Origin of the sequence: Cypionkella sinensis (assembly GCF_042646385.1) — a bacterium.
Classification (GTDB): domain Bacteria; phylum Pseudomonadota; class Alphaproteobacteria; order Rhodobacterales; family Rhodobacteraceae; genus Cypionkella; species Cypionkella sinensis.
The window spans coordinates 2384689-2396541 of sequence record NZ_JBHRTO010000001.1 but is presented as its reverse complement, the minus strand read 5'-3'; the positions used below and the strand labels follow the sequence as shown (position 1 = coordinate 2396541).

The following is an 11853-nucleotide window of genomic DNA, read 5'->3' as shown; positions in this document are numbered from 1 at the left end:
GTTTCAATTAAGCCGAAGCGGTCAGGTCGGACCAGCCGCAGATTGAGGCGAGGTATTCTGGTGCGTGGTTTATGCCGACTGACATGTTGGCGCGGAATTTCTCGGATCGGTAGTCTTGCCAGCGGTTTTTATAGAGGTGCAGGCCGGATTTCGAAATCTTGATGATCGGGGTGCGCAGCGGCAGATGATCGCGCCATTTGTGGCGCATAGCTGTGTAGCACTGCACGAAATCGTCGCGCAGGTGGTCGTGATAGCGGTCGTTGTGGATGGTGGGCAGGGCACCGGCATAGGCGTGCAGACCGCATGTGCGGGCGGTGGTGACGATATCGGTGCCATACATGTGCCAGCCGGGCAGCGCCTCATCAAACCGCAAGCCGGCAGAGCGGCGCATGACGATGACCATTTCATCATAGCTTTGCACTTCGGCGGGGGTGGTGGGGACGCGGCCGACGATCAGGCCGATGCTGGAGGACCAGACCGGGCCGATGTGGCTGGCATCGAGCCCGACGCCGAATGGGCCGTAGAGCGCCCAGTTGGGGTCATGTGCCGCAACTTCGCGCAGGCGGCGGGTCAGCAGGTCTTCCCAGCCGCGGGGGAGGTAAACGTCGTGATGGGCGAAGATCAGGATATCCGCGTCGGTGGTGTCAATGGCGCGGTTATAGGCCACGGCAGCCGAGGTCGCCCCGCGTTGCAGATGCAGCGGCACGCGGCCTTCGGTGATCATGGGGGAGCGCGCCAGATTGGCGTTCAGGATTTCATCATTATGGCTGGCGCAGATCAGGGCGTAGGTCATGCAGGATTCACGGTTTCGCTGTGCAGGGGGCGGTTGGCCACTGCCTCAGATTTCAACGCCTCGGCGAAATGTCCAGCCAGTTTGGCGGCTTCGGTCATGCCGTCGTGCCGGGACATGGCGCGGGCGCGGGCGGCGAGGCCCATTTCGGCAAGCTGATCGTTCGGGGTGTGGGACAGTTCGACAATCGCGTCGGCGAGTGCTTCGGGATCGCCTGCGGGCACAAGCCAGCCTTCGTTCGGGGTCAGCAGTTCCGGCACGCCGTTGATGCAGGTGGAGATGACGGGGCGGCCGCAGGCCATCGCCTCGATCACCACCATCGGCAGGCCTTCGGCCAGCGAGGGCAGGATCAGCGCATGGGCGGCAGCGATGGCGGCGCGGACGCCGGATTCGTCCACCCAACCGGCGATGTTGATGCGGTCTGCGATGCCGTGGCGGGCGATTTCGCCGTCGATCAGTTCGCGCAACTCACCGTCGCCGCAGATGGTCAGGGTCAGACCGGGTAGGCGTTTGGCGGCGAAGGCCATGGTTTCGATCAGGACGGGGAAGCCTTTTTGTTCGCACAGACGGCCAATGGCGACCAAATGCGGGCCGCCTTCGGGCATTGGCGCGGGTGCTGGGTAGCCTGCGGTATCGACGCCGCAATGCACCTCTTTGATCTTCGGCCACTCGGGGATCTGGCTCCATCGGAACAGCTGGCTGCGGCAAAAGCTGGAGATCGCGACGGTAAAGCGGGCGCGGGCGATTTTCTCGGGGAAGGAAAACGCGCGGGGGGCATCAAATTCTTCCGGGCCATGGACGGTAAAGCTGAAACCGGGGCCGCCGAGGGCTTCGGCCAGCATGGCGACGGTGGCCGAGTTGGTGCCGAAATGTGCGTGGATATGGGCGATGCCAAGGTCATTGGCACGGCGGGCGATATGGGCGGCTTCCAGCAGATAGATCAGATGGCGGGGCAGGCCGCCGGTGCCCGGGCCACCGGAATTGCCGCGCCGCCCGCAGCGGACCGCCATCGCAAGGCCAGCGAGCGCGTGTTTGGGGTGCCGGATCATCCAGCCGAGGCTGGAGCGCAGCAGGTTTTTGCCGCCGATTTCCAGCACATGTTCGGTCTTGTCATCTTCGATGAAATCGACAGGATCCACCAAGGAACCACGATCAGAGCGCATGGCAAAGCGGTGCACCTGCCATCCAAGCACCTCAAGTGCCGCTATTTCGCGCCGAATGAAGGTATGTGAGGGTTTCGGATAGGTGTTGATCAGGTAGGCAATTTGCATGGCGGCACCGTATTACGTCGAAGCCTTGGTCAATAGGGGCGGCTTTTGGCAAGAGTAAGGCAATTTTACCGATTTCACCCGCAGATTGTTGCCAAACCGGCCTTCATTGACGCGTTACCCGCATCCGCCTAGGGTCGCGGCGCAGTCTTTAAGGGTTTTTGGATGTCTGAGCTGAATAGTGCCGCGCCTGCGGGGAAAAGTCTGTTTGCACGTGCGATGCGCGGCTCGGCCTTTACGGCAGGGTCTTATGTGTTGACGCAGGTGATGCGGCTGGCGTCCAACCTGATTCTGACGCGGATTCTGGCGCCTGATGCCTTTGGCGTGATGGCGCTTGTTTCGGTGGTGCTGGTGGGCATGGTGATGTTCTCGGATGTGGGGGTTTCGGCATCCATCGCGCAGAACAAACGCGGCGACGATCCGGATTTCCTGAACACCGCGTTTACCATTCACGCGTTTCGCGGCACGATGCTGTGGCTGGTGACATGCGCGCTGGCCTGGCCTTTGGCGAGTTTCTATCATGCGCCCGAGTTGAAGTATCTGCTGCCGGTGGCGGGGATCTCGTTGTTCATCTCGGGGTTCAATCCGACGCGAATTGATACTGCGACGCGGCATTTGCTGCTGGGCAAGGTGACGCTGCTGGACCTGATCGCGCAGGCGATCGGGATTGTGGCGATGGTAGCGCTGTCGCTTGCGACGCATTCGGTCTGGGGGCTGGTGATTGGTGCGATTGTCGGATCGCTGGCGAAACTGGTGCTGACTTGGGTGTATCTGCCGGGGCCTGCCAACCGCTTTCACTGGGATAAATCGGCGGGGCATGAGCTGATCCACTTCGGCAAGTGGATTTTCATGTCCACCGCTTGCGGCTTTGCGCTGGCGCAGGGCGACAAGGCGATTTTCGGCCATTACCTGAGCCTTGAGCAGTTGGGCGTTTATAATATTGCGTATTTCCTGGCCTCATTTCCCCTGCTGTTGGCGCGCGCGGTGAACAGCAGGGTGATGATCCCGCTTTACCGCGATCATCACCCCGCAGAGTCGGCGGCGAACTATGCGAAAATGCGCAAGCTGCGCTGGGCGATTTCGGGTGGCACGTTGTTTCTGCTGGGATTTGTGGCGATCATCGGCGTGCCGCTGATTGGGTTCATGTATGATGAGCGCTATGCGGCGGCGGGGCTGATCCTGGTGGCGGTGGCGTGGTGTCAGATGCCCGAGGCGCTAGGGATTACCTACGATCAGTCGGCATTGGCTGCGGGGGATTCGCGCAATTACTTCTGGCTGCAGGCACTGAAGGCTGCAGCGCAGACGGTGGCGTTTCTGGTTGGCATCCAGATCGCGGGGCTGCATGGCGCGCTGTTTGCGCAACTGATTGCGCTGGTGGCGGTGTATCCGGCGGTGGTTTTGCTGGCGCATAAACATCGGGCTTGGGATTGGAAGAACGATGTGCTGATGTTTGCCATTGCCGCGGTGATGATCGCGCTGGGGCTATGGGTGAACGGCAATCCGTTCGTGCTGATCTGACTGTGATTTTTCCATCTGTGTCTGGCTGGCAGAATGGGCTAAGACGGCGACAACACAGTTCTGAACGGGCAAGATGATGCAGATTGAAGAAACGGAATTGCCGGGCGTGGTGATCATTACGCCGAAACGGTTTGGCGATGATCGCGGCTGGTTTTCCGAGACTTGGAATGGCAGTGCGATGGCAACGGCTGGGCTAGATCTGCGGTTTGTGCAGGACAATCACTCGATGTCGGCAACCGTCGGAACGCTGCGGGGCTTGCATTATCAGGCGCCGCCGCGGGCGCAGGACAAGCTGGTGCGCTGCACGGCGGGGTTGATTTTTGATGTGGCGGTAGATTTCCGCCGCGGCTCGCCGACTTTTGGGCGTTGGATCGGGGTTGAGCTGTCGCCGGAGAATGGGCGTCAGTTGCTGGTGCCAAAGGGCTTTCTGCACGGGTTCGTGACACGCGCGCCCCATACCGAGGTGCAGTATAAATGCACTGATGTTTATGCGCCCGATTGTGATGGCGGCGTGCGCTGGGATGATCCCGAGATTGGCATTGACTGGGGGCTGACAGGGTCGCCCGTTCTTTCGGGCAAGGATGCAGTGGCACCGTTTTTGCGGGATGTTGTGTCACCGTTTGAATGGGTGCAGGCATGAAGATTCTGGTGACGGGGGGCGCGGGCTTTATCGGCTCGGCTGTGGTGCGGTTGGCGGTGGCGCGCGGGCATGAAGTGGTCAATCTCGACGCGCTGACCTATGCGGCTTGCCTTGAGAATGTGGCCTCTGTGTCCGAGTCGAACCTTTACAGTTTCGAGCAGGCCGACATTCGCGACCGTGCGCGGCTGGATGAGATTTTCAGCGTTCATCGCCCGGATGTGGTGATGCATCTGGCGGCTGAATCGCATGTGGATCGCAGCATCGACGGGCCGGGGGATTTCATCCTGACCAATATCAACGGCACCTATAACATGCTGGAGGCCGCAAGAGCCTATTGGCTGGGCGCTGGCAAGCCGGCGGGGTTTCGGTTTCATCACATCAGCACGGATGAGGTTTTCGGCTCGCTGGGGACTACGGGGCAGTTCACCGAAGAGACCTCTTACGATCCGCGCAGCCCCTATTCGGCCAGCAAGGCGGCGAGTGACCATCTGGTGCGGGCATGGCATGAAACCTATGGCCTGCCGGTGGTGTTGACGAATTGCTCGAACAACTACGGGCCGTTCCATTTCCCGGAAAAGCTGATCCCGGTGGTGATTTTGAATGCCTTGGCGGGCAAGCCTTTACCGATCTATGGCGATGGATCAAACGTGCGCGATTGGCTTTACGTCGAGGACCACGCCGATGCTTTGCTGTTGGTGGTGGAAAAGGGCAAGCTGGGGCGCAGCTATAATATCGGCGGCGAGAATGAGCGCAGCAATCTGCAACTGGTGCGGACGTTGTGCGGGATTCTGGATGCCAAGCGGCCGAAGGCGCAGGGCTCTTACGCCGATCAGATCACCTATGTCACCGACCGACCGGGGCATGATGCGCGCTATGCGATTGATCCCAGCCGTATCCGAGACGAACTGGGCTGGCGCCCGAGTGTGACGGTCGAGCAGGGGCTTGAGAAGACCGTGCAATGGTATCTGGACAATGAAGCCTGGTGGAAGCCGTTGCAGGCGCGTGCGGGCGTGGGTGTGCGGTTGGGGGTGAAGGCGTGAAGGCGCTCGTTTTCGGCCAAACCGGGCAAGTGGCTCGGGAACTAGCGCGGCGATTGCCAGCCGGTGTGACGGCAGAGTTTCTGGGGCGCGCGCAGGCTGACCTGTCTGATCCCGCGGCTTGTGCCGCGGCGGTGATGGCGAGCAATGCCGATGTGGTGATCAATGCGGCGGCCTGGACGGCGGTGGACAAAGCTGAAACCGAAGAAGCGGCGGCCTTGGTTGTGAACGGCGATGCGCCGGGTGCGATGGCGCGTGCCTGTGCGGCGCGGCGCCTGCCGTTTTTGCACATCTCGACCGATTATGTCTTCGATGGCATGGGGGATCAGCCGTTTGGGGTGGATCATCCTGTGGGCCCTTTGGGGGCTTACGGGCGCACGAAACTGGCGGGCGAGCAGGCGGTGCAAGCCGCAGGTGGCGTGCATGTAATCTTGCGCACCTCTTGGGTGGTGTCGGCGCATGGTGCGAATTTCGTCAAGACCATGCTGCGCCTGGGGCGTGAGCGCGAAAGTCTGAATGTGGTGGCGGACCAGATTGGCGGGCCGACGCCAGCGGCGGATATCGCCGACGCGCTTTATGTCATGGCGGCGGGTTTGCTGGCCGGCAAGCCGGGCGGCGTGCAGCATTTCGCGGGTGCGCCCGATTGTTCCTGGGCCGATTTCGCGCGCGCTATTATGACGCAGGCGGGGCTGGCTTGTGTGGTGCAGGATATTCCGTCTAGCGCTTACCCAACACCTGCCAAGCGGCCGCTGAATTCGCGGATGGATTGTTCACGACTTGCGGAATTTGGCTTGAAGCGCCCCCAATGGGAGCTTTGTTTGGCTGGAATTATCAACGAGGAGAGTTTGTAAATGGCTGAAAATGTTTCTGCGGGCGTGAAATCGGCCGACTACTTGGTCTCGACTTTCTCTGTAGAGGGAATGGATTTTACCTTTAATGTGGGCAATCCGAATGATGCCATTCAAAAGGTCTTGCTTTCTGGTTCTCTCTTTGACTTCCCAGAAATTCTTGAGATGGTGAAGTACATCAAGGATGGTGACACCATTGCAGACGTGGGAAGCAACGTCGGGAACCATGCCGTGTACTATTCCAAGAAATTCCCGAATGCGCGCATCTTGCCTTTCGAGCCAAATGCCGAGGCTATGCGTTTGCTTGTGGCCAACCTTGACAGCAATGGCGGATGCCCGAATGTCGACAGGCGATACATCGGCTTTGGCATGTCTGACCAAAGCGGTGCTGCAGTGAGCTGGCGCGGTGGCGACAATAACCTTGGCAATTCGAAGATTCTGGATGCCAGCAATTTGCATCTGGTTGATCGCGATCCAGCTCGGTTCAATGAGACGCGGCTTGTTACTGGTGACGATGTGTTCCTTGAAAGTGGCGTTGATTTCATCAAGATCGACGTCGAAGGTCATGAAGTGCCTTGCCTTATGGGGCTAAAAAAGACGCTTGATCGGCATCACCCGGTTGTTTTCATTGAAATCTCTAACGACAATATGAAGCTGGTGACTGATTATTTTGCCGATCTGGGATATGTTGATGTCTGGAAAGATACCCATTACGCCAAAGTGACAAACAAGATCTTTGTCTTTTCTGCAGAAAAACGCCCGGCATAGCATTCAAGGGACCTGTATATCATGATGAAGCGCAAGGGGATCATTCTGGCGGGTGGCTCGGGCACGCGGCTTTGGCCGATCACTATGGGCGTCTCGAAGCAGTTGCTGCCGATCTATGACAAGCCGATGATCTATTATCCGCTGTCGGTGCTGATGCTGGGCGGTGTGCGCGAGATTGCCATTATCACCACGCCTGACGATCAAAGCCAGTTCATCCGGCTGCTGGGCGATGGCAGCCAGTGGGGGATCTCGCTGAGCTATATCGTGCAGCCAAGCCCGGATGGGCTGGCGCAGGCCTATCTTTTGGCGAAGGATTTTCTGGCGGGCGCGCCTTCGGTGTTGGTGCTGGGCGATAACATCTTTTTCGGCCACGGATTGCCGGAAATTCTGGCCTCGGCGGCGGCGAAAGATATGGGTGGTACGGTGTTCGGCTACCGCGTCGCTGATCCCGAGCGGTATGGTGTGGTGGAGTTTGACGCAGAAGGCCGGGTGCAGGCAATCATTGAAAAGCCCGAGGTGCCGCCGTCGAATTACGCGGTGACGGGGCTATATTACCTGGATGGGCGCGCACCGGAGTTGGCGGCGCGGGTAAAGCCCTCGCCGCGCGGTGAGTTGGAGATTGCCGACCTGCTGGAGATGTATCGCGCCGAGGGTAGCCTGACGGTCGAGAAAATGGGGCGCGGCTTTGCCTGGCTCGACACCGGCACACATGGCAGTTTGCTGGACGCGGGAAACTTCGTGCGCACGCTGGAGGCGCGGCAGGGTTTGCAGGTGGGATGCCCGGATGAAATCGCCTATCGCGCGGGGTGGATCAGCAAGGGCGATCTACAGGCGCGGGCCGATATTTTCAGAAAGAACGACTATGGTCGGTATTTGCTGGGGATTGTTTCCGAGTAACCGGCAAAACTTCGCGCACAGGTTGAATTTTGTCGCGATGCGGCGGATTTTTTGCATTTTTCGCTAGCATTGTTTCGGAATCCTGCAAGACTAAGCCTGTCAGGTTTAGTCTGATCAAGGCGCGGTGAAAGATGATTGTCGGCATAGTGCTGAGCGCGATTTCAGGTGGGGCGACTGCTTTGGCAGTGTCGCTGGCGCATGATGTCAGCGCATTGCATGCGGTACTGTCCTATCCATTGGGCGGGATCGTTGCGGTCATGGCATTTGCGACGGTGGCTTTTGGGCGTCAGTCGATGGATCGGTACTGAACGCAGCGCTGAATTGTTGATCATGTGGAAACAATGCCTTGGCGTTTCGACGCATTTGGCGTTTTAGGTGATTCGCGCTGTGATGCTGCACCTGCGTGCCCAGTATGCACCTGCGGCGGAGGCCGTTTTCCACCGCTCACGTCAAGGTTGCGCTGGTTTCAAACGTGGCAAGATCATGGCGGCAATAAGGCCAAATATCTTGGTGAAAATGGCTTAAATATGTTCGTAGCGCAGCAATAGCTGTCGCCAAGCCCCCCGTGAAACGGCTAAATTGCCTGTGGGGGCGTACTTGTTAAGTGCGGCAAATGAACTGCTAATTTCTGATCGGATCCCGGCATACGGGTGATTGATTTGTTTCCTGAATCCTACGTGAAGGTAGGGCAGGGTGGTGGTGTCATTATGCCGTTTGGTGACGCGCAATGACGATTAATTATCGAGAGTTCTACAGCTTCCGCTCTGCTTCGGCCGATGCGGAGGAGCGGTCTGATGACCTGGCGGCGTCTCGTCTGGTCGCTGTCAGCCCAACGGGGCGGGGGCCCTACCGGCGGTTTTTCAAGCGCGCCTTTGATGTGACGGCTATTGTTGTGGCGGCACCTGCGGTGTTGCCGATTGTCGCGGTTGCCGCGGTGTTGGTGGCGCGCGATGGCGGCAGCCCGTTCTATTCGCAGATGCGCGTCGGCAAGGGCGGCAAACGCTTTCGGATGTGGAAACTGCGCTCGATGGTGCGTGACGCGGATGAGCGGATGGAGGAATTTCTGGCCGCCAATCCCGAGGCGCGGCTGGAGTGGGACAGCACGCAAAAGCTGAAGGCCGATCCGCGCATCACCCGCATGGGTAAGTTTTTGCGTAAATCCTCGCTGGATGAGTTGCCACAGCTTTGGAACGTGCTGGTGGGCGATATGAGCCTGGTGGGGCCGCGCCCGATGATGATCAGCCAGCAGAGCCTATACCCGGGGCAAGCCTATTACGCGCTGCGGCCGGGGATCACGGGTTATTGGCAAACCTCGGGGCGCAACCGCACAACGTTTGAGGCGCGGGCTGCGTTTGATGATGCCTACGAGGCCGATCTGTCGATGCTGACGGATGTGAAGGTATTGGCCGCCACGGTTGGCGTTGTGGTCAACGGCACGGGTTACTGAGCTTCGGCAAAGACAAAGCCCGCTTCATGGGTGAAGCGGGCTTTTGCATGTCTGGCCTAATGGCTCGGATTAGCCGATTACCGCTGCCGTCAGTACCAATGCAAGTGTAACAACGGCGGCGATGACGGCAAAGCGGGGCAGGCCGAAGATCGGGCGTTTTGGGTCGTCGATCAGGCGCAACGCGGCACTGCCAAGCCGACCTTTTGGTGCGCGGATTTCGGGGATGCAGACCACCGGCTCCAGATCAAGCTGGCGCTGCATCTGCGCTGCGGTGCGCACAACCGGCTTGGCCAGATCCAGCAGGAAAGCCAAAGCGATGGCCCCAAGCAGGCTGGCAACTGCCCCGGCGATGGCGATTTTCTTCTTGCCGCCGCCGATGGCGTAATCGGGTGACAGGGCGCGGTCGAGCAGGGTGAAACGCTCGGACTGTTGGCGTTCGGCGAGGCGCTGGGTCGTCTCGGCCTCGGCCATGCGCTGCATTACATTGTCGTACTGGCCCTGCAACTGCTGAAGCTGGCGATCATATCCGGCCAGAACCCTTTCCACTTCGGGCGTGGCGGAAAGTGCAGCCTCGACATCTGCCTTGCGCGCGTTGATCGAGGCAACTTGTGCGTTCAGCACGTCAATCTGGGTGGCGATATCGTCGAGCCGACGTTTGTCGATCTCACGCTGCTGCGGCTTGGCGGCAATGGCAGCCTGTTCGCCCTGTAGGCCAACAAGGCTTTGCGTGGCCTGCCGCAGATCATCGGACAGGCTGACGATTTCGTCGCGACGCGCATCCGAAAGTGTCGGCATCGCATCGGCATGGGTGTTTTTGTAATCAGCGACTTCGGCTTCGAGTTTGCTGATCTGATCGTAAATGCGGGCCTCTTCCTCTTTGAAGAAAGCTACATTCTTGTCGGCCCGGTCGCGCTGCCCTGCGGCGCTTTGATCAAGGATTCCCTGGGCGAAATCATTCGCAAGCTCGGCTGCAGTGTTTGGGTCGCCGTAGCGGACCGAGATGATGATGGCGGATATGCTGCGGCCCTGTCCAAAGGCTTGCCCGCCTGCGCTATCGACGGCTTGAAAGGTGACGGCGGTGCGCAGGGCGACGAGTTTTTCGTCGCTGGTCATCTGCGGCTGGTCGGCAAACAGGTTGTGCCGTTCGATCACCGCTGTCAGGGCATCGCGGGTGGTCAGGCGTTGTTCGATGGTTTGCAGGATTTGCGCAGCACCGCCGCCATCCGGCTGAGCCTGCCCGCCCGGTGTTGTGGGCTCTGCCACCTGCGCGCCTTCGATCTGGATCACAGCGGCGGTTTCAAACACGTCGGGCCGGGATTTGGCGAAGATTACAGCGCCCAGCAGACCTGCAAGGGTGATCAGGATGATCATCCAGCGCCGACGCAGCAGCAGGCTGATGAGTTCTTCGATAGATTGAATCTGGCCCATGGTTATGTCTTTGCGTAGCGGTAGCGGCCCGCATTGAAATCCTGCGCGCGGTTCAGCACCACGCCGAGCAGGGGAATCCGGCCCTCGAACAGTTTTTCGCAGGCGCGGATTTCTTCTGGCGAGGTCTTTGAGCCGTCTGTCACCAGCAGCACGGCATCCAGCGAGGGGCCAAGCGCCAGCAGGTCATCATTGGCCAAGGCCGGGGGCAGATCGTAGATCACCACTTCGGGATCAAGCTGTTCGATCATTGCGGCGAGTGCCACCACGGTATCGGGATCGTGAAGGGTTTCCGAAGCCTGCGAAATCGGATGCGTGTTCAGCCCCAGCGCAAGGGTGCGGCCAAAGCGGCGGAATTCACTTTCCAGTGGCTGATGGCCAGCAAGGAAAGCGCCAAGGTCGATGTCGTCTTTCACGCCAAGGATCTGGGCGATCTCGGGGTGGCGCAGATCGAAATCCATCAGCACGGTGCGGCTGGCCGGGCGGCGGGCCAGTGCGAAGGCAAGATTGGTGGCCACAAAAGACTTGCCACAGCCGTGAGTAGGCGAGGTGACGGCGATGCGCTTCCAGCCCTTCTCGGCCAGACCGCGCAGCAGCCGGGTGCGCAAGATATCAAATGCGGTGGCGGCTGGATGTGATGAGGCTTCCAGAAACAAACCGTTTCCTGTTTTTGAGCGGGTGTCGGCCTGAATGGCGGCAAGCGATTCCCAGACGCGGGCAGGGTTGAACAGGGCTGGAAGGTTGCTTGAGAAAATCTCGCGCCCGGTCAGCAGATCGGGGGAAACATCATGCGGCGCGGTTGTTTGGCCAGTGCCGAACACAGAAATGCCCGCGGATTTGCCGTCTTTGCGCGGGCCGCTCTGGTTGGCAGTCATGGCGCTAATCTCCAGATCTGCGGGGCCAATGGGCCGCGACGTCAAGATATTGTATCTGCTCATCCGAAGGTCAGGCTCCTGCGCAACTGCGCCGGACAGGGCGCAATTTTGTAAACAAAGACCCAACCAAGGCTGGGGGTGGTGCAGAACGAGCCATAAACCAGCCTGGCACCCTGCGGTGCAGTGCGGCGAAAGATTCGTCCAGGCCCCCGCCTAGAAGGGCAATACATAGCTGAACTTCCCCCGAATTGAAAGACTTGCAGGCGATGCTGCATATGCAGCGGGGCATAGCCAAGGCGCAAACATGGCCTTAGATTGGCGGCAGTTTAAGGGGTGTCGG

General features: G+C 59.6%; 12 protein-coding genes. 8 read left to right on the top strand and 4 right to left on the bottom strand.

Going from position 1 to position 11853, the window contains the following annotated elements:
* Nucleotides 1-7 precede the first annotated feature (7 nt).
* Both ACFOGH_RS12010 and ACFOGH_RS12005 read right to left on the bottom strand, forming a co-directional pair.
* Nucleotides 8-793, bottom strand: coding sequence for a hypothetical protein (locus ACFOGH_RS12010; protein WP_380073307.1), 786 nt, complete (start codon nt 791-793; stop codon nt 8-10).
* On the bottom strand, nt 790-2061 hold the full coding sequence (locus ACFOGH_RS12005) for a glycosyltransferase family 4 protein (protein ID WP_380073306.1): 1272 nt from the start codon (nt 2059-2061) through the stop codon (nt 790-792). Before ACFOGH_RS12005 ends, ACFOGH_RS12010 begins: the two co-directional genes overlap by 4 nt.
* A 162-nt stretch (nt 2062-2223) precedes the next feature.
* On the opposite strand from ACFOGH_RS12005, the gene ACFOGH_RS12000 reads away from it, so the two are divergent.
* From ACFOGH_RS12000 to ACFOGH_RS11965, 8 genes are all read left to right on the top strand, one after another.
* Nucleotides 2224-3576 carry an oligosaccharide flippase family protein gene (locus ACFOGH_RS12000; RefSeq protein ID WP_380073305.1) on the top strand — a complete coding sequence of 451 codons (1353 nt, stop codon included), beginning with the start codon at nt 2224-2226 and terminating at the stop codon, nt 3574-3576.
* A 76-nt stretch (nt 3577-3652) separates the two neighbouring features.
* Nucleotides 3653-4216, top strand: a complete 564-nt coding sequence (gene rfbC, locus ACFOGH_RS11995) for a dTDP-4-dehydrorhamnose 3,5-epimerase (RefSeq protein ID WP_380073304.1) — start codon at nt 3653-3655, stop codon at nt 4214-4216.
* Entirely contained in the window at nt 4213-5256 is a 1044-nt protein-coding gene (gene rfbB, locus ACFOGH_RS11990) for a dTDP-glucose 4,6-dehydratase (RefSeq protein WP_380073303.1), read from the top strand. Before rfbC ends, rfbB begins: the two co-directional genes overlap by 4 nt.
* Nucleotides 5253-6104, top strand: a complete 852-nt coding sequence (rfbD, locus tag ACFOGH_RS11985; RefSeq protein ID WP_380073302.1) for a dTDP-4-dehydrorhamnose reductase — start codon at nt 5253-5255, stop codon at nt 6102-6104. The genes rfbB and rfbD overlap by 4 nt, the downstream gene beginning before the upstream one ends.
* Nucleotides 6105-6869, top strand: a complete 765-nt coding sequence (locus ACFOGH_RS11980; RefSeq protein ID WP_380073301.1) for an FkbM family methyltransferase — start codon at nt 6105-6107, stop codon at nt 6867-6869. It begins immediately after the preceding gene.
* A 21-nt stretch (nt 6870-6890) separates the two neighbouring features.
* On the top strand, nt 6891-7766 hold the full coding sequence (rfbA, locus tag ACFOGH_RS11975; protein WP_380073300.1) for a glucose-1-phosphate thymidylyltransferase RfbA: 876 nt from the start codon (nt 6891-6893) through the stop codon (nt 7764-7766).
* Nucleotides 7767-7897: 131 nt separating this feature from the next.
* Nucleotides 7898-8074, top strand: a complete 177-nt coding sequence (locus ACFOGH_RS11970) for a hypothetical protein (protein WP_380073299.1) — start codon at nt 7898-7900, stop codon at nt 8072-8074.
* 419 nt (nt 8075-8493) lie between these two features.
* Nucleotides 8494-9213 carry a sugar transferase gene (locus ACFOGH_RS11965; protein WP_380073298.1) on the top strand — a complete coding sequence of 240 codons (720 nt, stop codon included), beginning with the start codon at nt 8494-8496 and terminating at the stop codon, nt 9211-9213.
* A 69-nt stretch (nt 9214-9282) separates the two neighbouring features.
* Here ACFOGH_RS11965 and ACFOGH_RS11960 read toward each other — a convergent pair whose 3' ends face one another.
* Together ACFOGH_RS11960 and ACFOGH_RS11955 are read right to left on the bottom strand one after the other, a co-directional pair.
* Nucleotides 9283-10641, bottom strand: a complete 1359-nt coding sequence (locus ACFOGH_RS11960) for a GumC family protein (protein WP_380073297.1) — start codon at nt 10639-10641, stop codon at nt 9283-9285.
* A gap of 2 nt (nt 10642-10643) precedes the next feature.
* Nucleotides 10644-11513 carry a CpsD/CapB family tyrosine-protein kinase gene (locus ACFOGH_RS11955; RefSeq protein WP_380073296.1) on the bottom strand — a complete coding sequence of 290 codons (870 nt, stop codon included), beginning with the start codon at nt 11511-11513 and terminating at the stop codon, nt 10644-10646.
* Nucleotides 11514-11853 lie beyond the last annotated feature (340 nt).

Coding starts and splice junctions, on each gene's coding strand:
- ACFOGH_RS12010 (WP_380073307.1), bottom strand. CDS start 793: ATGACCTACGCCCTGATCTGCGCCAGCCATAATGATGAAATCCTGAAC.
- ACFOGH_RS12005 (WP_380073306.1), bottom strand. CDS start 2,061: ATGCAAATTGCCTACCTGATCAACACCTATCCGAAACCCTCACATACC.
- ACFOGH_RS12000 (WP_380073305.1), top strand. CDS start 2,224: ATGTCTGAGCTGAATAGTGCCGCGCCTGCGGGGAAAAGTCTGTTTGCA.
- rfbC (WP_380073304.1), top strand. CDS start 3,653: ATGCAGATTGAAGAAACGGAATTGCCGGGCGTGGTGATCATTACGCCG.
- rfbB (WP_380073303.1), top strand. CDS start 4,213: ATGAAGATTCTGGTGACGGGGGGCGCGGGCTTTATCGGCTCGGCTGTG.
- ACFOGH_RS11980 (WP_380073301.1), top strand. CDS start 6,105: ATGGCTGAAAATGTTTCTGCGGGCGTGAAATCGGCCGACTACTTGGTC.
- rfbA (WP_380073300.1), top strand. CDS start 6,891: ATGATGAAGCGCAAGGGGATCATTCTGGCGGGTGGCTCGGGCACGCGG.
- ACFOGH_RS11970 (WP_380073299.1), top strand. CDS start 7,898: ATGATTGTCGGCATAGTGCTGAGCGCGATTTCAGGTGGGGCGACTGCT.
- ACFOGH_RS11965 (WP_380073298.1), top strand. CDS start 8,494: ATGACGATTAATTATCGAGAGTTCTACAGCTTCCGCTCTGCTTCGGCC.
- ACFOGH_RS11960 (WP_380073297.1), bottom strand. CDS start 10,641: ATGGGCCAGATTCAATCTATCGAAGAACTCATCAGCCTGCTGCTGCGT.
- ACFOGH_RS11955 (WP_380073296.1), bottom strand. CDS start 11,513: ATGACTGCCAACCAGAGCGGCCCGCGCAAAGACGGCAAATCCGCGGGC.